The sequence below is a fragment of the Pigmentiphaga sp. NML080357 genome (assembly GCF_002188465.1).
In the GTDB taxonomy this organism is placed as follows: domain Bacteria; phylum Pseudomonadota; class Gammaproteobacteria; order Burkholderiales; family Burkholderiaceae_B; genus Pigmentiphaga.
In genome coordinates this window covers 1-24,474 of record NZ_NINW01000015.1, presented here as the reverse complement: position 1 = coordinate 24,474, position 24,474 = coordinate 1, and the positions used below count along the sequence as shown (strand labels likewise).

The window sequence follows — 24,474 nt, the reverse complement described above, 5'->3', positions numbered from 1 at the left end:
TCACTATGATTGATCTGGGCGTCAATATCGACCACGTTGCCACGCTGCGCCAGCAGCGCCACGTTGCCTATCCGGACCCGGTCCGGGCGGCGCTGGTGGCGGAGGAGGCGGGGGCCGATCTGATTACCTTGCACTTGCGCGAGGACCGGCGGCATATCCAGGATGCCGACGTCGAGACCCTGCGCGGCAAGCTGCGTACGCGCATGAATCTCGAGTGCGCGATCACGCCCGAGATGCTGGAGATCGCGTGCCGCATCCGCCCGCATGATGTCTGCCTGGTGCCGGAGAAGCGCCAGGAGCTAACCACCGAGGGGGGGCTGGACGTGCTGGGCCACTTCGATGACGTGCGCGCCGCCGTTGCCCGGCTGCACGACGCGGGGGTGCGGGTATCGTTGTTCATCGACCCGCAGGCCGAGCAGATCGAGGCGGCCGCCCGGACCGGCGCGACGGTGATCGAGCTGCACACCGGCGCCTACGCGGAAGCGGAGGCCGCCGCGGCCGAGGCCGAGCTGGCGCGCATACGCGAGGCGGTGGCCGAAGGCCTGCGGCAAGGGTTGCGCGTCAACGCCGGGCACGGTTTGCATTACGAAAACGTGCAGCCGGTCGCGGCGCTGGATGGCATCGCCGAGCTCAACATCGGCCATGCCATCATCGCGCAGTCCGTATTCTGCGGGCTGGAGGCCGCCGTGCGCGACATGAAGGCCTTGATGGTGACCGCCCGCACCCAGGCGCAGCGCGGCGTGCTGCTGAGGCCGGCGCATTGACGCCGGATGCCTCGCCCGCCGGCATGCCGGCCGCCATCGCAGGCGTCGGCATCGACCTGTTGCGGGTCGAGCGGATCGAACAGGCGCTGGCCCGACACGGCGACCGCTTCGCGCAGAAGGTCCTGGGGCCCGAGGAGTTCGCCAAGTTCGTCGCCCGCAGGACCCGCGACCCGCGTCGCGGCGTGCGTTTTCTCGCCACGCGCTTTGCCGCCAAGGAAGCCTTTTCCAAGGCCGTCGGGCTCGGCATGCGCATGCCCATGAGCTGGCGCCGCATGCAGGCGCTGAACGCGCCAGGCGGGCGTCCGGTCGTGGTGCTGGCCGAGCCGCTCAAGACCTGGTACGAGGCGCGTTTCGGCGCCGCCCACGTTTCATTGACGGATGAGCATGACATGGTCGCAGCCTATGTCGTCGTCGAAACCCGTCGCACGCCATGAATCTGTCCATGACGATTGAATCGAAGACTTACGATGTTCCCGCCCCGGCCGCGCCCGGTCCGGTGATGGTCGACGTGGCCGGCACCGAGCTGACCGCCGCCGAGGTCCAACGCCTGCGCCATCCTCTGGTGGGCGGGGTCATCCTGTTCGCCCGCAATTTCCGCAACCGCGAGCAGTTGAGCGCGCTCACGGCCGACATCCATGCCGCGCGAGGAGAGGCCTTGCTCATCGCCGTCGACCACGAGGGCGGACGGGTGCAGCGCTTTCGCAGCGACGGCTTCACCGTGCTGCCCGCGATGCGGGCGCTGGGCAGTCTCTGGGAACGAGATCCGCTGGCCGCGATGCAGGCCGCCACGGATACCGGCAGGGTGCTGGCCGCGGAGCTGCGTGCCTGCGGCGTGGATCTGAGCTTCACGCCTGTGCTGGACCTGGACTTCGGCGAGAGCCGCGTCATCCGCGACCGCGCCTTTCATCGCGATCCGCGCGTGGTGGCGATGCTGGCGCGCGCATTGATCCAGGGCCTGGCGCTGGCGGGCATGTCGGCCTGCGGCAAGCACTTTCCCGGCCATGGCTATGCCGCCGCCGATTCCCACTACGAAATTCCGGTCGACGAGCGTACGCTGGACGAGGTGCTGAACGAGGACGCGATGCCCTACCGCTGGCTCGGCGACGCGATCCTGGGCGCGGTCATGCCGGCCCACGTCATTTATCCCAAGGTGGACAAGGCGCCGGCCGGTTTCTCCCGCAAATGGGTGACTTCCGTGCTGCGCAAGCGCCTGGGCTATGGAGGCGCCGTGTTTTCCGATGACCTGACCATGGAGGGCGCCGCGGTGGCGGGCGACATCCACGGACGTGCGCTGGCCGCGCTGCGCGCCGGTTGCGACATGGTGCTGGTATGCAACCGGCCCGACCTGGCGGATGACCTGCTCGCGCGCCTTGCGTGGACGTCCGATGGCGCGTCGGTGGATCGCATCCGCGCGCTCAAGCCGAAGTTCGCCGCGCCCGGTTGGGCGGCGCTGCAGGCGGATCCCGGCTACGAGAAGTCGCGCAAGGCCGTCCGGGCGCTGGCGCGGGCCGCGTCGGGGAGCTGAAGGAAAGGGCAGGCATGGCCAGGAGCAAGAAAGATCCAGCCGCCCGGGAGCCGGATAGCCAGGCGGCGCAGGAACAGGAGCCGGCGGCGCGGACGGAGGACCCGGTTCGGCCGCAGGAGGAACGAACCGGGGCGGCCGATTTCGACATCAAGGCGTTCCTGGCGCAACTGCCGCACTTGCCCGGCGTCTATCGCCACATCAATGCCGAAGGCGAGGTGATGTACGTCGGCAAGGCGCGCGACCTGAAGAAGCGTGTCTCCTCGTATTTCCAGAAGCAGGTGGGCAGCCCCCGCATCGCGCACATGCTGGCGCGCGTGGCGCGCCTGGAGGTCACGGTAACCCGTTCGGAAGCCGAGGCCCTGCTGCTCGAGAACAATCTGATCAAGTCGCTGGCGCCGCGCTACAACATCCTGTTCCGCGACGACAAGTCCTATCCGTACCTGAAGGTCAGCGGCCACGCGTTCCCGCGCATCTCGTACTACCGCGGCGCGACCGACCGTGCCAACCAGTATTTCGGCCCGTTTCCCAACGTCTGGGCGGTGCGCGAGAGCATACAGATCCTGCAGAAGGTGTTTCGCCTGCGCACTTGCGAGGACACCGTCTTCGCCAACCGCTCGCGGCCCTGCCTGCTGTACCAGATCCATCGCTGTTCCGGCCCGTGCGTGGGCCTGGTCTCGCAGGAGGACTATGACCGCGACGTGGAACGGGCCACCCAGTTCCTGCGCGGCCAGACCCAGGCGGTGCTGAAGGACATCGAGACGCGCATGTTTGCCGCTTCGCAGGACATGCGCTTCGAGGAAGCAGCCGTGCTGCGCGATCAGTTGTCGGCGCTCTCGCGCGTGCTGCACCAGCAGACCATGGAAGGCGGCAGCGGCGACACCGACGTGATCGCGATCGCCATGCAAGGCGGCAAGGCATGCGTGAACCTGGCGATGATACGGGGCGGCCGGCACCTGGGGGACAAGGCCTTCTTCCCGGCGCATACCGACGGCGATTCGCCGGCCGACGTGCTGGAGGCCTTTATGTCGCAGCACTACATCGAGCGTGCCTTGCCCGGCACCGTCGTGGTCTCGCACGCGTTGCCCGATCCCGACCTGGTCGACATGCTGGCCGAACAGGCGGGGTCCAAGGTGAATGTGATCAGGCAGCCTCAGGGCGTGCGCAAGAGCTGGCTGGAACAGGCCAGGAAGAACGCGGAGTTGGCGCTGGCCCGCGTGCTGGCCGAGGCCGGTTCGCAGCAGGCCCGCACCGAGGCGCTGGCCCAGGTCCTGGGCATCGCGGCCGACGAGGCCGCGCTCGAGACGCTCCGTGTGGAATGCTTCGACATCAGCCATACCGCCGGGGAGGCCACGCAGGCCTCGTGCGTGGTCTACCACCATCATGCGATGCAGCCCAAGGAGTATCGTCGCTACAATATCGACGACATTACCGGCGGCGACGACTATGCGGCCATGCGCCAGGTCCTGACGCGCCGCTACGAGAAAATCGCCGACGGGGACGGCATCATGCCCGACGTCGTGCTGATCGACGGCGGCAAGGGACAGGTCGAGGTCGCGCGCCAGGTGTTCGCCGAGCTCGGCCTGGACATCGGCCTGCTGGTCGGGGTCGCCAAGGGGGAAGGGCGCAAGGTGGGGCTGGAAACGCTGGTATTTGCCGATGGCCGGGGGCCGCTGGTCCTGGGGGGCGAGTCGGCGGCGCTGATGCTGGTCGCGCAGATCCGCGACGAAGCCCACCGGTTCGCCATCACCGGCATGCGGGCGCGGCGCGCCAAGGCGCGCAACGTATCCCGGCTGGAGGAAATCGAAGGCGTCGGCGCCAAAAGGCGGCAACGGCTGCTGGCGCGCTTCGGCGGGCTGCGCGGGGTCGTTGCGGCCAGCGTCGAAGACCTCGCCTCCGTCGACGGCATTTCCCTGGAGCTGGCCGAGCGCATCTACCGGCAACTGCACTGAGAACTTTTCCCCGTAGCCTGTTAGCATTCGACCATGCCTCTGAACTTGCCGATAATCCTGACCTGGGTGCGGATCGCGATGATCCCGCTGGTCGTCAGCGTGTATTACGTGCCGGAGCAAATGATGCCCCTGGTCGTGCGGGATGCGTTGGCGACGGGCATGTTCATCTTCGCCGCGCTCACCGACTGGCTGGACGGCTGGCTGGCGCGTCGTCTGAACCAGACTTCCTCGTTCGGCGCCTTCCTCGATCCGGTGGCCGACAAGCTCATGGTGAGCGCCGCGCTGCTCGTGCTGCTGAACCTGGGACGGGTCGACGCCATGATCGCCTTGGTCATCATCGGCCGCGAGATCACCATATCGGCCCTGCGGGAATGGATGGCCAAGCTCGGCGCCAGCACCAGCGTGGCCGTGCACTGGCTCGGCAAGTTCAAGACGGCGGCGCAAATGACGGCCATCCCGTGCCTGTTGTACGGCGGCCGCGTATTCGGTATCGACACGCTGTGGTGGGGATCGCGCCTGATCGAGATCGCCGCCGTGCTCACCGTGTGGTCGATGATGTATTACCTGCAGCGTGCCTGGCCGGTCATCAGAAAGTCGTCATAGGCGGGCCGTTGGCGGGCGTGGCGGAAGGTAGGAGACGACGTGCAACAAGTATTGGTCGCCCCCGGGCTGAAGTTTGCCCGGCGAAGGCTTGACTGGAAGGTCATCGGGCTGGTTGGCGTGGCCCATGCGAGTTCCCATTTCTTCCAGTTGGTGATTCCTTCCCTGTTCGCGCCGCTGGCGGCGGAGTTCGGCCTGGGTTTTGCCGAGCTGGGCGTGCTGGTGGCGGTCTTCTACGCCATCTCGGGAATCGGCCAGGCCAGTTCAGGCTTCGTGGTGGATCGCGCAGGCGCGCGGCCGGTGCTGTGGTTCGGGCTGTCGTGCTTCGTCGTCGCCGGCGCACTGCTGGGCGCTGCGCCCAGCTACGGATGGCTGCTGGCGGCCGCCGTCGTGGCCGGCGTGGGCAATTCCGTCTTCCATCCCGTCGACTTCTCCATCCTGAATCGGCGCGTCAGCACGCCGCGGCTCGGCCACGCCTTCAGCGCCCACGGCATTACCGGCAACCTGGGCTGGGCCACCACGCCGGTGTTCATCACCACGCTCACCCATTTATTCAACTGGCGGGTGGCGGCCTTCGGTGCCGGCTTGCTGGTGGCGATCATCCTGGCATTGACCATTGCCGGGCGGCGCCTGCTGGCGGTGGACCTGGTACGCACTCCCGGTCGCTCGCGGCGCACCACGGCTTCGCCGGCGGCCAGCGGCACGTCGCTGGGCGCGCTGCTGGTCAACCCCGTGGTATGGGGAGCCTTCCTGTTCTTCATGTTCTCGTCGATCGCGATCTCGGCTGTCCAGAACTACACCTTGCCCATCCTGACGGCGACCTACGGCATCTCCAGCGTGGCCGCCAGTACCGCCTTGTCCGGCTACATGGTGGCCGGCGCGGCGGGCATGGTGCTGGGCGGTTTCCTGGTGTCGAGCGGACCGCACAGCGAACGCATCGTCGGCATGTCCTTCGTGGCCGCCGGCATGTTGCTGGCGCTGCTCGCCATGGGGTGGCTTCCCGCCATCGCGGCCGTGCCCTGCGTTGCGTTGGCCGGCCTGTGCGCCGGAGTGGCCGGGCCTTCGCGCGACATGCTAGTGCGCCGCGTCACGCCGCGAGGCGCCACCGGGTCGGTCTACGGCCTGGTGTATTCGGGCATGGACACCGGCTCCGCGGTGGCCCCGTTGGCTTTCGGCGTCATGCTCGACGCCGGCCTGAGGCAGGGCCCCTACCTGGGCGCCTTCCTGGCCTTCCTGCTGGCGGCGTTCTTCGCCGCGCTGATCGCGGCCAGGGCGCGCCGCGTGCACTGACCCCGCCCGTTTCCGGAGAGTCCTCCGGAAACTTCCTGTCCCCCTTCGTGCGCCCGGCGGGCGCTTCCGCAATGTAAGCGTCGCTGAAACATGTTGCGCATGCCAAATTCGCATGTTTGTGACATTCTTTCCGATTGGAAAACTTTTGCAACGAGTTCAGCCTGGCGACGAATCGATAAATGATGTATTTAGATCACTGTAATTCGATGTAACGATGGTGGCAGAAAGCCCAGGCATGCTCGTCTGGGGCGCCACCCGCGTCAGGGCCAGACGCGTTGGAAAGCCGGCGCAGACCGGTCTTCTCAGGCCATCCTGATCTTCACTGCGCGATACCCCGGAAGCTATGCGATCTTCGCTGTCTTTGTACCTGTTGGGGCCCCTGGCCATGGAAAGCGCCGACGGGCCGCTTTCCATACGCTATAACAAGGCGCGCGCGTTGCTGGCCTACCTGGCGATGGAAAGCGGCTTCCACACGCGCGAGGCGCTGGCCTTCCTGCTGTGGCCCGACGCCAGCGCGCAGGGGGGCCGGGAGAACCTGCGGCGCATGCTGTTCCTGCTGAAGGACGCGCTCAGCCCCGACGCGATAGAAAGCAACCGCGAGGTGTTGCGCCTGCGCGCCGAGGCGGGGCTGTGGACCGACGTGGGCACGTTCACCGGCATCCTGGATGCCGAGCAGCGCTCCCTCGCCATCGGCGCCTCCATCGATTCCGAGCGCATCTCCCATGCGGTGGCGCTGTACCGCGGGGAGTTCCTGCAAGGCCTGGAGCTCGACGATGCGCCCGATTTCTGCAATTGGGTGCAGATGCGGCGCGAGCAGTACCACCAGCGCTATCTCCAGGCCCTGGGCATGCTGGTCGAGGGGCACGAGCGGGAAGGGGACCTGCATGCGGCCATCGAGCGCGCCCAGCAATGGACGTCGGTGGCGCCGCTGGACGATGCCGCCTGGCACCAGTTGCTGCGCATCCTGGTCAAGGCCGGCCAGCTCGAACGAGCCAGGCAGGAGTTCCAGCGCTATCGCCACGTGCTCGACATGGAGCTGGGCGCCGCGCCCGATGCCGCCGTGGCGGCGCTGCTGGATGCCTCCAAGGCCGGCCGGGTCGCTCCCGGTCCGCGCCATGGCCCGGGGCCGCTGGGCGAGCGGCGGCAACTGACCGCGCTGTCGTGCGAGTTCGAAGTCACCGGCGAGCCCGAAGACATCGCCGAAGTCCTGCAGGAACTGATCGCGTGCTGCGAACCGGTGCTGCGTGCCGCCGGCGCCCACCTGGTGCGTACTCCAGGCGGCCTGATCGCCTATTTCGGCTATCCGACCGCGCAAGAGGATGCCGCCCGCCGCGCCGTCACCACGGCTTTGGTCTGCCGCGACAGCGTCTGGGCTCGGCCGACGTGGGGGAACGGCGCGCTGCGGCTGCCGGTGCGGGTCGGCCTGGGCGTGCATACCGGCATCGTGATCAGCTCCGCCGAGGACGGCATTCCCGACGCCGGCGGCACGGTCTCGCGCCTGGCGCTGCAACTGGGCGCCATGGCGGGCGCCGCGGGCGTGGTGGTGAGCGAGACAACGCTGCGCCTGCTGGGGCAGGCATTTCCCGCCGATGCCGTCGGACAATTGATCGACCGCTCGCGCGACGTGCAGGTGCAGGCCTTTCTCATCAGCGGCGCGCGGGGGCAGGACCAGCCCGCGGCGGGGCGCGTGTTCTGCGGCCGCGATGCCGAGATGGCCAAACTGGTCGAGGCCCGCCGCAGCGGCGGCCGCCATGCGTGCCTCGTGCGGGGAGAGGCGGGCCTGGGCAAGTCTTTCCTCGTGGAGCACTACTGCGCCACCCTGCAGGTCGAGCGCGTCGTGCTGCAATGCGCGTCCGAGTTGCGGCAGATGCCGTTCCATCCTTTTGTGCGCTGGATGCGGGTCCTGCGCGACAAGTTCGGGGGCGAGCGCCAGGCCTGCCTGTCCGAGGGCGTGGAGCGCATACTGGATGCGATCGGCCAGCGCATGCTGCCTGCCGCGGACTCGGCCCGGAGCCTGGCACAGCCCGGCGGGAAGGACGAACTGGGGCCGCTGTTCTACGATCTGCTGGACGCGCTGGTGCCCCCGGATGGCGTCATCTGCTTCGACGACGTCCATTGGGCCGACCCATCCACGCGGGACGTCCTGGCGCTGCTGGTCGAGCGTCCCTTGCCCGGCCGCATGCTGATCATCACCGCGCGGCCCGAGTTCGTGCCGCCCTGGAAACACTCGGCATCCATCGACGACCTCGAATTGCAACCCATGGACGACTTTGCCGTCGTCGACTTGATTCATGCCGTGGCGCGCGGGGAGGACATCGATGCCGGACTGCTGCGCGACATCGTCAAGCTCTCGGAGGGCATCCCGCTCTACGCCGAGGAGCTGACGCGGGACCTGCTGGCCGGCCCGCGCGAGTCGGGCGCCTCGCGCGTTCTTCCCTGCAGCCTGCACGACCTGCTCATGGCCCGCATCGACAGCGTCGGCCGCGCGCGGCACGTGGCGCAATTCGCTTCCGTGGTGGGAGGCGAATTCACCATCGACCTGCTGGCCGAGGCGATGGGCGAATCGCGCGCCGAACTGGCCGAGGCGTTCGCGGTCATGCTGCGGCAGAACATCATCGTGAGGTACGACGACAAGACCTACGCGTTCCGGCATGCGTTGCTGCGCGAAGCCGCCTATCAGTCGCAGACAAGGATGGCGCGCGTGCAGGCCCATGCCCGGCTGGCGCGCCTGCTCGAATCCGGTCTGGGCGACGGCAGCCCGGAAGTGCTGGCCTGGCACTATTCCGGCGCGGGCAGCCGCGCTCCGGCGGTCAAGTACCTCCTGGAAGCGGCCCGCAAGGCGGCGGCCCAGTGCGCGTACCGCGAAGCCGTGGGCTACTACCGCAGCGCGCTGGAATGGTTCGAGCGGCAGGGCGAGGGCATCGACGCCATCATGGAGGAACTGCGCATACGGATGGAATTCGGCATCCAGCTCTGCGCGCTCTACGGCTTCGGTTCCGACCAGGCGGTGGAGACCTTCCGCGCGGCGCTCGCGCTGGCGCAGCCGCTGGGCGATGATCCGCGGCTGTTCCCGATCTACTGGGGGCTGTGGACCAGTTCCAGTTCATGGGCCAATTTTTCCATGACCCATGCGCTGGCCGAGACCTTGCTGCGCATGGCCGAGGCTTCCGAGGATGCCAACCTGCTGTCGCACGCGTACTATGCGCGCGGCTACAGCCATTTCTTCCTGGGGCGGTTCGCCGACGCCGTGGCGGACCTCGAACGCGGGACCCAGGTCTACCAGCCGCAGCATGCCAACCTGACACTGGGAGAAGACGCGAAGGTGACCAACCTGGCGGTGCTGTCGATCGCGTACTGGCATGCCGGCCGATTCGACGATGCGCTGCATGCGTCGCGCGAGTCGGTGTCGCATGCCCGGCGGCTGGGCCACCGCTATTCGCTGCTCTATGCGCTGGTGTCGGCCACCGAGTTGCACCGCCTGAGCCGCGACGTGGACGAAGTGGCCGTCCTGTCGGCCGAGGCGCTGCTGGTGGCCCGGGAGATGGACACGCCGCTATGGCTGGTGTGCGCGGAAACCAGCGAAGCGTGGGTCAAGGCGGTGCGCGGCAATGCCGCCGCCCTGGCCGAGATGGCATCCTGTGTGCAGCGCATCCCGGGCATCATGAAAGGCATCGCGCCCTTCCTGATCGCACGCTGGACCGATGCCTGCGACATGGTGGAGGACATCGGCGCCGGCCTGAACGCGGTGGCGCACGGGCTCAAGGAAGTCTCGCAGACCCAGGCCCGGTACGTGCAATCCGAGTTCGAGCGTATCAAGGGCAAACTGTTCTTCCGGCAGGGGCAGCCCGCCAGCGTGTTCCGGCCCTGGCTGGAACGGGCGCTCGCCAGCGCATGCGCGCTGGATTCCCCGCCCCTGGTGCTGCGCGCGTTGACGAACGTGGTGCGCTATGCCAGCCATCCTCCCAGCGCCGCGCATCTCAAGCTCATGGCCGACATGATGGCGCGGGTGCAAGGCGGCGACGGCATGTGGGAAGTCCGCGCCGCGCGCGACCTGCTGGCCCGGCACCGCGTGGCCGCGGTGCAGTCGGTGCGCTGATCCGGATCCTGCCTCGTCCTGCGCCGCCGTGCACCAAGGCGGAACGGCGCGGCGTGCTCCAAGGTGGTGCCGGAGGCCGGGAAACGGCCTCACAAAGGTGCCCGATGCCTGCGTGCGCGGCGTTTCACGCATGGCACAGCGATTGCTAAATCCCTTCCGTGGGCCTGGAAACAGGCCGTCAATCTCGCCAGCCGGAAGGGGCCATGTTCCACACCGTTCTCATTGCCAATCGCGGCGAAATCGCCGTGCGCATCATCCGCACCTTGTCCCGCATGGGCATCCGGAGCGTGGCCGTCTACTCCGATGCCGATCGCGACAGCGCCCACGTCAGGCTGGCCGACGAGGCCGTCGCACTCGGCAAGGCCGCGCCTTCGGAAAGCTACCTGCGGGGCGACCTCATCATCCAGGCGGCGTTGCGCACAGGCGCCCAGGCCATCATTCCCGGCTACGGGTTCCTCTCCGAGAATGCCGATTTCGCCCAGGCCTGCGAGGCGGCAGGGCTGGCGTTCGTCGGGCCGACCGCGCAGCAGATGCGCGACTTCGGCCTCAAGCACGCGGCGCGCGAACTGGCGCAGCAGGCAGGTGTGCCGCTCGCGCCGGGTTCCGGCCTGCTGGCCGATCTGGACGACGCCCGCCAATGGGCCGAACGCATCGGCTATCCGGTCATGCTCAAGAGCACGGCGGGCGGGGGCGGCATCGGCCTGACGCGCTGCGAGGACGAGGTGGAGCTGGCCGCCGCGTTCGAATCGGTGCAGCGCCTGGGCAAGAGTTTTTTCAGCGACGCGGGCGTGTTCGTCGAGCGCTTCATCGATCAGGCGCGCCACGTCGAGGTGCAGATCTTCGGCGATGGCCGCGGCGAAGTCGTGGCGCTGGGCGAACGCGATTGCTCCATCCAGCGCCGCAACCAGAAGGTCATCGAAGAGACGCCTGCCCCCGGCCTGCCGGACGCGACGCGCGCACGGCTGCTGGAGGCCGCGCGCCGGCTGGGCCGGTCCGTCGGCTATCGTTCAGCCGGCACGGTGGAGTTCGTCTATGACGCCGGACGCGATGAATTCTATTTCCTGGAGGTGAACACCCGCCTGCAGGTCGAACACGGCATTACCGAGGCCGTGACGGGCGTGGACCTGGTCGAATGGATGGTGCGCACCGCCGCGGGCGATCCGCCGGATCTCGGCCGCGATTATCCCGCCAGCGGGGCGGCGATCGAGGTCCGCCTGTATGCCGAGGATCCGCTCAAGGCGTTCCAGCCGTCGCCCGGCGTGTTGACCGAGGTGTCGTTCCCCGCGGACGCGCGCATCGATGGCTGGGTCGATACCGGCACCGAAATATCGCCGCACTACGATCCCATGCTGGCCAAGCTCATCGTGCACGGCAGCGACCGCGCCGAGGCCATCGCCAGGCTGGAAGCGGCGCTGTCCTCGACCCGCCTCGCCGGCATCGCGACCAACCTGGAATACCTGCGGCAGATCGTCGCCAGCGCCGGCTTCCGCGACGCCCGGCTGTCCACCCGCTTCCTGGAAGGCTTTGCTTTCCGCGCGCCTACCATCGAGGTCCTGGAGCCCGGCACCTATACGACGGTGCAGGATTATCCCGGCCGCGTCGGCTATTGGGACATCGGCGTGCCGCCGTCCGGACCGATGGACGACTGGGCATTCCGGCTGGCCAATCGCATCGTCGGCAATCATCCATCGGCCGCCGGCCTCGAGTGCACCGTCATCGGGCCCAGCCTGAAGTTCCATAGCCCCGCCATCATCGCCCTGACGGGCGCTCCCGCCGACGCCACGCTCGACGGTGTCCCGGTGCCATTCTGGCAGCCGGTCGAAGTGGCCGCCGGCCAGGTACTCAAGGGCGGGCGAGCGACCAGCGGCTGCCGCACCTACCTGGCGGTGCGCAACGGCATCGATGTGCCGGACTATCTCGGCAGCAAGTCCACCTTCGCGCTGGGCCAGTTCGGCGGCCATGCCGGCCGGCCGCTGCGCGGGGCCGACATGCTCGCCATCGGCAACCCGGCGCTGGCCGGGAGCGCGACGCCGGCCCCCACGGCCGACCCGGCCGCGCTGCCGCGCTCGCTGGTGCCCGTCTACGGGTCGCGATGGGAGATCGGCGTGCTCTACGGACCGCACGGCGCGCCGGATTTCTTCACGGAGGACTCCATCGAGGGTTTCTTCGCCGCCGAATGGGAAGTGCACTACAACTCCAATCGCCTCGGCATCCGCCTGACCGGCCCCAAGCCCACGTGGACGCGGACCGACGGCGGCGAGGCGGGCCTGCATCCCTCCAATATCCACGATTGCGAATACGCCATCGGCAGTGTCAATTTCACCGGCGACATGCCGGTCATCCTGACGCGCGACGGCCCCAGCCTGGGCGGCTTCGTATGCCCCGTCACCATCGCCAAGGGCGAACTGTGGAAGGTAGGCCAGGTCAAGCCGGGCGACAAGATCCGGTTCGTGCGGCTCTCGTTCGGGCAGGCGCTGGAGCTGGAACGCGTGCAGGACCGGATTGCCGAAACGCTGGAGGAGTTGCCGCTACCGGCGCCGACCGCCAGCCGGTTGGCGCACGCGCCGGTGCAAGGCACGCCCGCGTCGGCCGCCATCCTGGCCGAGGTTCCCGGCCGCGGTGCGACCCCCAAGGCTGTCTATCGCCAGGCGGGCGACAAGTACGTGCTGATCGAGTATGGCGAAAACGTGCTCGACCTGAATTTGCGCTTTCGTGTCCATGCGCTGATGGAGGCCCTGCGCGCCAGGCCCATGGCCGGCGTACTCGAGATGTCGCCCGGCGTGCGCTCGCTGCAGATCCGCTACGACAGCCGCGTCGTGCATCAGCGCGACCTGGTGCAGGGCCTGCTGGCGCTGGAGGCGCAACTGCCGCCGGTGGAGGACATGAAGGTGCGCAGCCGCATCGTGCACCTGCCGCTGGCCTTCGAGGACAGCGCCACGCTGGACGCCGTGGCCCGTTACCGCCAATCGGTGCGCGACAAGGCGCCGTGGCTGCCGAGCAATACCGAGTTCATGCGCCGCATCAACGGCCTGGCGTCCGTCGACGAGGTGCGCGACATCATCTATGCGGCAAGCTACATGGTGCTCGGCCTGGGCGACGTCTACCTGGGCGCGCCGTGCGCCGTCCCCATCGATCCGCGCCATCGGCTGCTCACCTCCAAGTACAACCCCGCGCGTACCTACACGGCGGAAGGCACGGTGGGGATAGGCGGGGTCTACATGTGCATCTATGGCATGGACTCCCCGGGCGGCTACCAGCTGGTCGGCAGGACGCTGCCGATATGGAACAAGTTCCTGAAGAACGAGGCCTTCATCGATGGCCAGCCATGGTTGCTGAAGTTCTTCGACCAGGTGAGGTTCTACCCCGTCGACGAGCCCACGCTGGATCACATGCGCGAGGAATTCCGCGCGGGCCGCAGGTCGATCGAGATCACCGAGGAACTGTTCGACCTGGGGCGCTACAACGCCTTCCTGCAATCCATCGAACCGGACCTTGCGGCCTTTCGCGCTCGCCAGAAGCAGGCGTTCGAGGCCGAGGTCGCGCGCTGGCGGACCGAGGACGAGATCGTCCAGGCCGAAACGGCCGCCGCGGGACCGCTCGAGATCGAGCTGGCCGAACCCGACGCCCACGTGGTGTCGGCCGACATCAGCGGCAACGTCTGGAAGCTCCTGGCCGAGCCGGGCAGCACGGTGAAGGCCGGCGATCCGCTGCTCATCCTCGAAGCCATGAAGATGGAGTTCCACATTCCGGCGCCCCGCGATGGCGTCGTGTCGTCGTTCCACTGCAGGACCGGCATGCTGATCAGCGCCGGGGACCCCCTGGTGTCGCTCAAGCCTGCCGCCTGACCTTCCACCCGCTGCATCACCCAAGGAAAGAAAATGCATAGACGCGAGGTTCTCAAGCTGGGTTCATTGGCCGGCGCCATGTCGCTGGCGGGCATGCCGACGCTCTCCTGGGCGCAGGACAGGTCGCCGATCAAGGTCGGCATACTGCATTCGTTGTCGGGAACCATGGCGATCTCGGAGACGTCGCTGAAAGACGTGGCGCTAATGGCCATCGACGAGATCAATCGCGGCGGTGGCGTCATGGGCCGCAAGATCGCGCCGGTGGTAGTGGACCCGGCATCGAACTGGCCGCTGTTCGCCGAGCGCGCGCGCCAGCTGCTGACCCAGGACAAGGTCGCGGCGGTGTTCGGCTGCTGGACCTCGGTCTCCCGCAAGTCGGTGCTGCCGGTGTTCGAGGAGCTCAACGGGCTGTTGTTCTACCCGGTGCAGTACGAAGGCGAGGAAATGTCGCGCAACGTGTTCTACACCGGCGCGGCGCCGAACCAGCAGGCCATTCCGGCGGTGGAATACCTGCTGAGCCAGGAAGGCGGCGGCGCTAGGCGCATCTTCCTGCTCGGCACCGATTACGTCTACCCGCGCACGACCAACCGCATCCTGCGCGCCTTCCTGATCGGCAAGGGCATCAAGGAAACGGACATCGAGGAGGTCTATACCCCGTTCGGCCACAGCGACTACCAGACCATCGTCGCCAACATCAAGCGCTTTGCCCAGGGCGGCAAGACCGCCGTGGTGTCCACCATCAACGGCGATTCCAACGTGCCGTTCTACAAGGAGCTGGGTAACCAGGGCCTGAAGGCTGCCGACGTGCCGGTGGTGGCATTCTCGGTGGGCGAGGAGGAACTGCGGGGAATCGATACGAAACCGCTGGTCGGCCACCTGGCGGCATGGAACTACTTCATGTCGGTGCGCAATCCCACCAACGACAAGTTCAAGAAGCAATGGGCGGACTGGGCCAGGTCGCAGAAGCTGCCGGGCGCCGACAAGGCCGTGACCAACGATCCGATGGAAGCCACCTATGTCGGCCTGCACATGTGGAAACAGGCGGTCGAGAAAGCCAGGAGCGCCGACGTCGACAAGGTCCGCGCCGCGATGATCGGCCAGAAATTCGATGCGCCGTGCGGCTTCACGCTCACCATGGACGGCAACCATCACCTGCACAAGCCGGTCATGATCGGCGAGGTCCGGGCCGACGGCCAGTTCAATGTGGTCTGGCGCACCAAGGGGCCGGTGCGCGCCCAGCCCTGGAGTCCGTTCATCGAGGGCAACAAGGGCAAGCCCGACGTCGTGGCCGGGTCGGGTCGCGGCAGCGCGCGAGCAGCCTGAATGCGGACCCGGGCACTGGAGTGGCTGCTGGGCGGGCTGCTGTGCTGGCATGCCGGGGCGGCAGCGCTGACGGCGCAAGACATCCAGCCACTGGCCGGGGACGACTACGCGGCCAAGGAGGAAGCGGTGGGCCGGCTGGTGGCCGATGCGGATCCCCGCGCGGCCGTCTTGCTGCAGGCGCTCGCCGATGGCGATGCCGCGGCGGGCGAGGCAGGACGGATCATCGTCGGTTCCCGTGACGGCAGCGTCGATGCCGTCACGGGCGAGCCAGTGGGCGAGCGCGAGGCGGCGGCCGCCGAGCCCATCATGCTCAACAACCGCCTGCGCGGACTGGTGGAGCGGGGCCTGGCCGCCGCCCGCCTGTCGGCGCCCGACCCCGTCATGCGGCGAGCCGCGGCCGATGCCCTGCTTGCCAATCCCGACGCCCGTTTCCAGCCGCTGGTGGAACGGGCACGCGCGCGCGAAGCCGATGCGGAAATCAAGTCCCGTCTCGATGCCCTGTGGGCGATGGCGGCGCTGCGCGATCCCGATCCCGAGGTGCGGCTGGCCGCGGTCGGCCTGGTGGCGGCGCGCCGGCAGCCCGAGCTGCGCGACCTGCTGCGGCCGCTGGCCGAACCGGCCGCCGCCGGCGGCCAGGGCGAGCCCGATCCGCGCGTGCGGGCCGCCGCGCGCGCCGGCATCGCCTCGCTGGATCGGCTCCAGTGGTGGGGCGATCTCGCCGCGACGCTGTTCTCGGGTCTCAGCCTGGGCAGCGTGCTGCTGCTGGCCGCGCTCGGCCTGGCCATCACCTACGGCCTCATCGGGGTCATCAACATGGCGCATGGTGAGTTCCTGATGCTGGGCGCCTACGCGACCTATGTGGTGCAGCAGGCCGTGCAGCGCCACGCGCCGGCGCTGTTCGACTGGTATCCGCTGCTGTCGGTACCGGCCTCGTTCGCCGTCGCGGCGCTGGCCGGGTTGGCGCTCGAACGCCTGGTGCTGCGCCATTTGTACGGCAGGCCATTGGAGACGCTGCTGACGACATTCGGCGTCAGCCTCCTGATGATACAAGCGGTGCGCATGACTTTCGGCGCCCAGAACGTGCAGGTCTCGAACCCGGACTGGATGACGGGCGGGATCGCGCTCCTGCCCAATCTCGTGCTGCCATACAACCGCCTCATCATCCTGGCGTTCTCGCTGGCCGTCGTGGCGCTTGCCTGGGCCGTGCTCAATCGCACGCGGCTGGGCCTGTTCGTGCGGGCGGTCACGCAGAACCGGGACATGGCCGCCTGCGTGGGCGTCAGGACCGGCAAGGTCGACAGCTACGCGTTCGCATTTGGCGCGGGCATCGCCGGCCTGGGCGGCTGCGCGCTCGCGCAGATCGGCAACGTCGGGCCGGACCTGGGGCAGGGATACATCATCGATTCGTTCATGGCGGTCGTGCTGGGCGGCGTGGGCCAGCTGGCGGGCACCATCGTCGGCGCGCTGGGCCTGGGCATGGCCAGCAAGCTGATCGAACCCTTCTGGGGCGCGGTGCTGGCCAAGATCGCGGTGCTGGTGTTGATCGTTCTTTTCATCCAGAAACGTCCGCAGGGCATGTTCGCCTTGAAGGGACGCAGCGCGGAGGCATGATGGCATATCGGCAATGTGCAGGACTGCCCGGGGCGGGCGGCGGAGCAGCTCGGCGGACCGCGGAGGGCGCGCCATGGCCGCGGTGATCGCTCCCGCGGGCGAGCCTTCGGCCCCGCGGTTCTCGCTGGGCCTGCCCGAACGGCCGGCCTTGCTCGGCCGCCGCGCATGGATTGCCCTGGCCGTGCTGGTGGTGGCGGTGGGTGCGGGCGCGCCGCTGTGCGCGCTCGTGCTGCCCGAGAGCCATCCGCTGCACCTGTCGGCCTATGGCATGACGCTGGCGGGCAAGCTGATGTGCTATGCGATCGCCGCGCTGGCCCTGGACCTGGTCTGGGGCTACTGCGGCATCCTCAGCCTCGGGCACGGTCTGTTCTTCGCGCTGGGCGGCTACGCGATGGGGATGTACCTGATGCGCGGCATCGGCCGCGACGGCAACTACCAGAGCGACCTGCCGGATTTCATGGTGTTCCTGAACTGGAAGGAGCTGCCGTGGTTCTGGCACGGCACCGAGCATTTCGCCTATGCCTTGCTGCTGGTGGTGCTGGTGCCGGCCGCGGTGGCGTGGGTGTTCGGCTATTTCGCCTTCCGCTCGCGCGTCAAAGGGGTCTACCTGTCCATTATCACGCAGGCCATGACTTTTGCGGCCATGCTGCTGTTCTACCGCAACGAGACGGGCTTCGGCGGCAACAATGGTTTCACCGACTTCAAGCGCATCCTGGGGTTCGGCATCACGCAGCCCGAGACCCGCACGGCACTGTTCCTGGCGACGTTCGCCGCGCTGGTCCTGGCCTTTCTGCTGGCCCGGGCGGTGACGACGTCCAAGCTGGGGAGGGTCGCCACCGGCATACGCGACGCCGAGTCGCGCCTGATGTTCCTCGGATACAGCCCGCTGGGCTACAAGCTGTTCGTCTGGACGCTATCGGCCGTGCTCTGCGGGGTGGCGGGCGCGCTCTACGTGCCGCAGGTCGGCATCATCAATCCCAGCGAAATGGCGCCGGTCAATTCCATCGAAATGGCGATCTGGGTAGCGGTGGGCGGACGCGGGACGCTGATCGGTCCCATCGTCGGCGCTTTCGCCGTCAATGGCGCCAAGAGCGTATTCACCACGCATTTCGCCGAGTATTGGCTGTTCTTCCTGGGCGCCATCTTCGTGCTGGTGCCGCTGTGCCTGCCGCGCGGCATTGCCGGCCTGTTCCAGCGTGGGAGGGCGAGGTGAAGGGCATGCACAAGCTGGAAATCGTCCACGACGGGCAAGCCGGCCCGAACGCGAGCGGCTCGGTCACCGGCCTGGGCCACGTGGCCCGCGCCGGCGAGATCGACGTATCGCACGGCACCATTCTCTACCTCGACGCGGTGACGGTCAGTTTCGACGGCTTCAAGGCGCTGAACGGCCTGACGCTGTCGGTCGACCAAGGCGAACTGCGCTGTGTGATCGGACCCAATGGCGCCGGCAAGACCACCATGATGGACGTGGTCACCGGCAAGACCCGTCCGACCACAGGCAAGGTGTTTCTCGGCCAGACCATGGATCTGGCGAGGATGGACGAACCGGCCATCGCGCGGGCGGGCATCGGGCGCAAGTTCCAGAAGCCAACCGTGTTCAGCCATCATCCGGTCTGGGAGAACCTGGAACTGGCCATGAACACGCGCAAGGACTGGTGGGCGGCGCTGCGCGCCCGCTTCGACCGTCCGGCGCAGCGGCGGGTCGAGGAGGTGCTGTCCATGCTGCACCTGGAATCCGAGGCTTACCGCCTGGCCGGCGATCTCTCGCACGGACAGAAGCAGCGCCTGGAAATCGGCATGCTGCTGATGCAGCAGCCTCGCCTGCTGTTGCTGGACGAGCCGGTGGCGGGCATGACCGACCATGAGACCATGGAGCTGGCCGGGCTGCTGGCGCGCCTGAAAGGGTCGTGCTCGATCGTGGTCGTCGAGCACGACATGGATTTCGTCGCCGAGCTGGCCGGCGACACGGGCCGCGTCACGGTCATGGCCGAGGGCAGCGTGCTGGCCGATGGCACGCTGGCGGCCGTGCGGGCGAACGAGGCCGTGATCGAGTCCTACCTGGGGAGATAGGCGCATGCTGGAAGTGTCGGGGCTCAATCAGTTCTACGGCGGCAGCCACATCCTGCGCGAGGTGTCGTTCACCGCGGGCGAGGGGAGGCTGACCGTCCTGCTGGGCCGCAACGGCGTGGGCAAGACCACCTTGCTCAAGACGCTGATGGGGCTGGTGGCGCCCCGGAGCGGCCACATCCGCTGGCAGGGGCGACCGGTGGACGGGCTGCCGCCCCACGCCCGCGTGGAGCGGGGCTTTGCCTACGTGCCGCAGGGCCGTGACATCTTTCCCCGCCTCACGGTGGAAGAGAACCTGCTGATCGGAGCCGCCAGCCGCAAGGCGCCGCGGCAGGTGCCGGCGCGCATCTACGAGCTGTTTCCCGTGCTCGAATCGATGAAGCGCCGGCGCGGCGGCGACCTGTCCGGCGGACAGCAGCAGCAATTGGCCATCGGCCGCGCGCTGATGAGCGAACCGCGGCTGCTGATCCTGGACGAGCCTACCGAGGGTATCCAGCCTTCGGTGATCAAGGATATCGGCCGTACGTTGCGCACCCTGGTGGACGACGGCGGGCTGACCGTGCTGCTGGTGGAGCAGTACTACGATTTCGCGCAGGAATTGGCGGACCATTACTGGGTCATGAGCCGGGGCGAGATCATCGACGGCGGGGAGGCCGCCTTGATGCACCAGCGGGGCGTGAAGGGCATGATCGCCGTTTGAAGCGGGATGTGCAGCGCACCATTCACGGCAGCCATACCCGGTATGGCTGAGCCTGCGTAGACACCGCAGCCTCCATTCCATAACTTTGACACATGTTCGACAGGGTCGTCGGCGCGCGACATCGGCCGCGCCGGCCAGCCGTCCTGCCGCCGTTCACGCATTCCCGGAGAACGATACATGAGTCGGAAGTGGTCCCCGCAGCAACTGGTCAATACCGAGCTCGGCACGGTCAGCCGCGAAGTCTATGTCAACGACGACATCTTCAAGGAAGAGCTCGAGCGCATCTTCACCCGCGCCTGGCTGTTCGTCGGGCACGAAAGCATGGTGCCGAATCCGGACGACTATTTCGTCAGCCGCATGGGCAACGATTCGGTCATCCTGACCCGCGACCGCCAGGGCCAGATTCAGGTCCTGCTCAACAGCTGCCTGCACCGCGGCATGAGGCTGTGCCGCTATGACCAGGGCAACAACCGCACCTTCACCTGTCCCTACCACGGATGGAGCTATTCCACGGACGGCAAGCTGGTCGAGCGCGCAGGCGAACTGGTGGGCGTGCCGGGATTCAAGACCCACTACTACGGCGAGCTGGACAAGAAGACCTGGGGCCTGAAGTCGGTAGCCAAGCTGGTCAACTACAAGGGCACGATCTGGGCGACGTGGGACGAAAATGCGCCGTCCTTCGAGGAGTACCTGGGCGACATGAAGCTCTACCTGGACTTCGCCCTCGACCACCGCGACGGCAGGCCCGGCGGCTCGGAGATGATAGGCGGGGTGCAGAAGTGGCGCATCCCCTGCAACTGGAAGACCGCGGCCGAGAACTTCAATGCCGATCTCTACCACGACATCAGCCACCGGTCGGTGGACGTGGTGGGCATCGGGCCCGGCGGCAAGGGCCGGCGCGATCCGACGCCGCACCGGGTCTCCATATCGTTCAAGGACCTGGGGCACGGACTGGTTGGGCGCGCGCCGTACTACGAAGAGAATCCCTATACGCCGCAGTTCGCCAACTATCCCGAGGTCGAGCAGTACTACCGCCAGGTGTACGAAGAACGCGAGAAGAACCTGGCCGGCACCATGCGCGTCCTGCACAGCGTGGGTACGATATTCCCGAACATGGCCGTGCACGGGCGCCAGCCTCGCACGATCGCGGTCTTCCATCCGGTGAGCGCGACCGAAACCGAGATGTGGCGCATCTACCTGGTGGACAAGGACGCCCCGCCGGCGGTCAAGGAAGCGGCGCGGGCCTATTACCTGCGCTATTCGGGGCCCGGCGGCATGACCGAGTCGGACGACATGGAGAACTGGTGCTACGCCACCGAGTCGAGCACCGGCACCATCGCCCGCACGCTGCACTACAACTATCAGATGGGCATGGGGCATGCGAAGCCCGTACCCGGCTTGCGGGGCGCGGTGACCACCGGCGAGTTCACCGAAGAGAACAATCGCAACTACTACGCGAGGTGGGCGCAGTTCATGGAAGGGCGCTCCTGGGAAGAGCTCATGCCCACCTATGACGAGTAAGCGGAGCGAACCATGACCGATACCCACTTGAACGCCGACCACGCTTTCCTGCTTCGCGACATCGAGCAGTTCTTCTACCGCGAGGCCGACCTGCTGGACGAACGACGCTTCGACGAATGGCTGACGCTGCTGCACGAGGACATCCGCTACTGGATGCCGATCGCGCGCAATGTGCGGCGCGACAACCGCGAGCGCGAACGCACACGGGAAGGGGTGGAGGCCGCGTGGTTCGACGAAGGCATCCAGACCCTGCGCCAGCGCGTGGAGCAGATCAACACCGGCATGCACTGGGCCGAGGAGCCGGCGTCGCGCACCTCGCATCTCATCACCAATGTCCGGATCCTGGCCTCGTCCGGCTCGGGTCCTGGCGAAGAGGTCCAGACCCGTTCGCGTTTCATCGTCTACCAGAACCGGCTGGATACCGAGGTGGCCTGGTTCGTCGGCAAGCGCAACGACACGCTGCGCCGCACCGAATCCGGATGGCGGGTGCTGCGGCGGGAAATCCTGCTCGACCAGACCGTGCTGCTCGGCAAGGCGTTGACCGTCTTCTTCTGATTTTTTGCCGCTGGGCCGCCCCAAGGCAAAACTGCCTCCAAAGGGGGCAGCGCCGCCGCAGCAGCGCGGCAGGCGTGGGGGGCTATTTCTTCGAGGGGTGCCTCAACATGGATCGTCGAGATGTGTTGAAGATGCTGGCGGGCGCCGCGGCGCTGGGCGGCTGTCCGGCCTGGGCGCAGGATGCGTTTCCGTCGCGCATGATGAAAGTCGTGGTCGCCTATCCCCCGGGAGGCGTGACCGACATTGCCGGCCGGCTCATGGCCGAGATCCTGAACAAGGAGTTCGGCAAGCCCGCCATCGTCGAGAACAAGGGCGGCGGCAGCGGCACCATCGCCCAGCAGTACGTGCTGCAACAGCCGCACGATGGCCATGTGCTGCTGTCGGGCGGTTTCGGCGGACTGATTCTGCCCGTCATCCTGAACCCCAACCTGCCCGTCAACCCGCAGGCCAGCTTCATTCCCGTGGCCCAGGTGGCGGAATTCGTCAACGTGCTGCTGGTCGGGCGCGACGTCAAGGCGCGCAACGTGGCCGAGCTGATTGACTACGCCAAGGCCAATCCCGGCAAACTCAACTACGCCACCAACGGCGTGGGCACGTCGGCGCATTTCACCTCGGAGCTGTTCAACCTGCAGGCGGGAACCAAGGTGGTCCACATCCCGTATCGCTCGAGCGGCGAAGTGATTTCCGGGCTGAGAAACGGCGACGTGCACATGGCCTTCGCCAACGCGCCGGCGGTCAATTCGCTGGTCAAGGCCGGCACGCTGCGCGCCATCGCTGTGACCAGCGGCAGCCGCACCAAGGATCTGCCGGACGTGCCGACGATGGTGGAGTCGGGCATGCCCGATTTCGTGGTGACCAGCTGGCTGGGCGCCTACGTGGCCACCGGCACGCCCCCCGAGATCGTCAAGAAGCTGGGGGACGCCATCGTCAAGGGCGCGCAGCAGCCCGAGAACGTGCAGCGCTTCGAGACGGCCGGGTTCCAGGTGTCGACCAAGGATGCCGCCGCCTACGCGGCATTCAACCGGTCCGAACTGGCGCGCTGGAAGGAAGTGGCCCGGCTGGCGAACATCCGCGCCGAGGCGTGAACGGCAACCGCGGGTGCCGAGCGCGGCATCCGCATGGAAACGGTGGACCATGAGCGGACACAACGCACTGAACCTGATCAACATCAAGCCCGGCGCCCGGCTGCGCACCAGCGAGGGCGCCGTGGTCGAACTCATCGAGAACCCGCAGGACGGCGTCTGGCTGATCTGCCGCTACGTCGAGCATCCGTCGGATCCCACGCTGGTCGGCGATGCCGAGCAGACGGTGTTCGCGCAGGACATCGTGGGGCTGGCCGACAACTGAGCGGCATGCGCCGCGCCCACATACCGATCAACATGGAGAAGGGTCGTGACCGTTACCTGGACCGATAGGAAGAATGCAGCTTGCCCGCGAGGCGTGGGGCTCGTGACCGACGTCTACGCCGCGCAGGCATCCGGCAGCGAGTTGACCGACGAATCGGGGCGCCGCTACATCGATTTCGCCGGCGGCATAGGCGTGCTGAACGTCGGCCACCGGCATCCCCGCATCGAGGCGGCCATCGTCGAGCAGGCGCGCCGCTTCACGCATACCTGCTATCAGGTGGTGCCCTATGCGGGCTACGTGACGTTGGCGGAACGGCTCAACGCGCTGGTGCCGGGCGATTTTCCCAAGAAGACCGTGTTCTTCACGACCGGTGCGGAAGCGGTGGAGAACGCCGTGAAAATCGCGCGGGCCGCGACGGGCCGGACGGCCGTGATCGGCTTTACCGGCGCCTTCCACGGACGCACGATGATGGGACTGGCGTTGACCGGGAAGGTCGCGCCCTACAAGAGCGGCTTCGGCCCGTTCCCGGGCGACGTCTATCGCGTCCCGTTCCCGGCGGAGGATACGCCCGAGGCCGTCGCGCGCTCCATGGGGGCGCTGGAAGACCTCTTGCGCTATGACGTCGAGGCGGCGCGGGTGGCGGCCATCATCATCGAGCCGGTCCAGGGCGAAGGCGGATTCCATCCCGCGCCGCCGGCGCTGATGCGGAGCCTGCGCGCGCTTTGCGACCGGCATGGCATGTTGCTCATTGCCGACGAGATCCAGTGCGGCATGGGCCGTACCGGCAAGATGTTCGCGATGGAGCACTTCGGCGTGACGGCCGACATCACGACCGTGGCCAAGAGCCTGGCCGGCGGCATGCCGCTATCCGCGGTGGTCGGGAGGGCCGAGATCATGGACGCGGTGCCGCCGGGCGGGCTGGGCAGCACCTATGCCGGCGCCCCGCTGGCGATCGCGGCCGCGCACGCCGTGCTGGACGTATTCGAAAAAGAAGGGCTGCTGGAGGCCGGGAACCGCCTGGCCCAGGTCATGCGGCGCCGGCTCGAAGCGGCACGGGCGCGCCACCGCTGCATCGGGCAGGTGCGCGGCCTGGGGCCCATGCTGGCCATGGAACTGGTCGACGAGCAGGGCCGCCCGGCGGCGGCGCTGGCGCAGGCGGTGCGCGAGCAAGCGCTGGCGCGAGGCCTCATCCTGCTGGTGTGCGGCAGCTACGGCAACGTCATCCGCTTCCTGTTCCCGCTCAATACCCCCATGCCGGTATTCGAAGAGGGGCTGGACATC

At 67.7% G+C, this 24,474-nt stretch carries 18 protein-coding genes; all 18 read left to right on the top strand.

Going from position 1 to position 24,474, the window contains the following annotated elements:
• The first annotated feature begins 5 nt into the window (after window positions 1-5).
• Window positions 6-764 (top strand): pyridoxine 5'-phosphate synthase, encoded by a 759-nt coding sequence (gene pdxJ / locus CDO44_RS03730; protein ID WP_087779036.1) that lies wholly within the window; start codon window positions 6-8, stop codon window positions 762-764.
• A gap of 23 nt (window positions 765-787) precedes the next feature.
• Window positions 788-1,198 carry a holo-ACP synthase gene (gene acpS, locus CDO44_RS03725; RefSeq protein WP_087779096.1) on the top strand — a complete coding sequence of 137 codons (411 nt, stop codon included), beginning with the start codon at window positions 788-790 and terminating at the stop codon, window positions 1,196-1,198.
• Window positions 1,199-1,206: 8 nt separating this feature from the next.
• Entirely contained in the window at window positions 1,207-2,289 is a 1,083-nt protein-coding gene (gene nagZ / locus CDO44_RS03720) for a beta-N-acetylhexosaminidase (RefSeq protein ID WP_087779094.1), read from the top strand.
• A 14-nt stretch (window positions 2,290-2,303) separates the two neighbouring features.
• Window positions 2,304-4,238 (top strand): excinuclease ABC subunit UvrC, encoded by a 1,935-nt coding sequence (uvrC, locus tag CDO44_RS03715; protein WP_087779035.1) that lies wholly within the window; start codon window positions 2,304-2,306, stop codon window positions 4,236-4,238.
• Between the two features lie 33 nt (window positions 4,239-4,271).
• The gene (pgsA, locus tag CDO44_RS03710) at window positions 4,272-4,841 is read left to right on the top strand and encodes a CDP-diacylglycerol--glycerol-3-phosphate 3-phosphatidyltransferase (protein ID WP_087779033.1); all 570 of its coding nucleotides are present in this window, start codon (window positions 4,272-4,274) and stop codon (window positions 4,839-4,841) included.
• A gap of 39 nt (window positions 4,842-4,880) precedes the next feature.
• Entirely contained in the window at window positions 4,881-6,128 is a 1,248-nt protein-coding gene (locus tag CDO44_RS03705; protein WP_087779031.1) for an MFS transporter, read from the top strand.
• Between the two features lie 385 nt (window positions 6,129-6,513).
• Window positions 6,514-10,224, top strand: coding sequence for an AAA family ATPase (locus tag CDO44_RS03700; RefSeq protein ID WP_158213198.1), 3,711 nt, complete (start codon window positions 6,514-6,516; stop codon window positions 10,222-10,224).
• 203 nt (window positions 10,225-10,427) lie between these two features.
• Window positions 10,428-14,069 (top strand): urea carboxylase, encoded by a 3,642-nt coding sequence (gene uca / locus CDO44_RS03695; protein WP_087779027.1) that lies wholly within the window; start codon window positions 10,428-10,430, stop codon window positions 14,067-14,069.
• Between the two features lie 33 nt (window positions 14,070-14,102).
• Window positions 14,103-15,392 (top strand): urea ABC transporter substrate-binding protein, encoded by a 1,290-nt coding sequence (gene urtA, locus CDO44_RS03690; protein WP_087779025.1) that lies wholly within the window; start codon window positions 14,103-14,105, stop codon window positions 15,390-15,392.
• The gene (urtB, locus tag CDO44_RS03685; RefSeq protein ID WP_087779023.1) at window positions 15,393-17,003 is read left to right on the top strand and encodes an urea ABC transporter permease subunit UrtB; all 1,611 of its coding nucleotides are present in this window, start codon (window positions 15,393-15,395) and stop codon (window positions 17,001-17,003) included.
• Window positions 17,004-17,076: 73 nt separating this feature from the next.
• A complete protein-coding gene (gene urtC / locus CDO44_RS03680) occupies window positions 17,077-18,216 on the top strand; it encodes an urea ABC transporter permease subunit UrtC (RefSeq protein WP_087779020.1) in 1,140 nt (379 codons plus the stop codon).
• 5 nt (window positions 18,217-18,221) lie between these two features.
• On the top strand, window positions 18,222-19,073 hold the full coding sequence (urtD, locus tag CDO44_RS03675) for an urea ABC transporter ATP-binding protein UrtD (RefSeq protein WP_087779092.1): 852 nt from the start codon (window positions 18,222-18,224) through the stop codon (window positions 19,071-19,073).
• A 4-nt stretch (window positions 19,074-19,077) separates the two neighbouring features.
• Window positions 19,078-19,770: an urea ABC transporter ATP-binding subunit UrtE gene (urtE, locus tag CDO44_RS03670; RefSeq protein WP_087779018.1), complete on the top strand. Its 693-nt coding sequence runs from the start codon at window positions 19,078-19,080 to the stop codon at window positions 19,768-19,770.
• Window positions 19,771-19,947: 177 nt separating this feature from the next.
• Window positions 19,948-21,291, top strand: a complete 1,344-nt coding sequence (locus tag CDO44_RS03665) for an aromatic ring-hydroxylating dioxygenase subunit alpha (protein WP_087779016.1) — start codon at window positions 19,948-19,950, stop codon at window positions 21,289-21,291.
• A 12-nt stretch (window positions 21,292-21,303) separates the two neighbouring features.
• A complete protein-coding gene (locus CDO44_RS03660) occupies window positions 21,304-21,846 on the top strand; it encodes a 3-phenylpropionate/cinnamic acid dioxygenase subunit beta (RefSeq protein ID WP_087779014.1) in 543 nt (180 codons plus the stop codon).
• 107 nt (window positions 21,847-21,953) lie between these two features.
• The gene (locus tag CDO44_RS03655; protein WP_158213197.1) at window positions 21,954-22,931 is read left to right on the top strand and encodes a tripartite tricarboxylate transporter substrate binding protein; all 978 of its coding nucleotides are present in this window, start codon (window positions 21,954-21,956) and stop codon (window positions 22,929-22,931) included.
• 49 nt (window positions 22,932-22,980) lie between these two features.
• Window positions 22,981-23,193 (top strand): hypothetical protein, encoded by a 213-nt coding sequence (locus CDO44_RS03650; protein WP_087779010.1) that lies wholly within the window; start codon window positions 22,981-22,983, stop codon window positions 23,191-23,193.
• Between the two features lie 45 nt (window positions 23,194-23,238).
• Window positions 23,239-24,474: 4-aminobutyrate--2-oxoglutarate transaminase (gene gabT, locus CDO44_RS03645; protein WP_087779090.1), on the top strand; the 1,236-nt coding region annotated here is incomplete at its 3' end.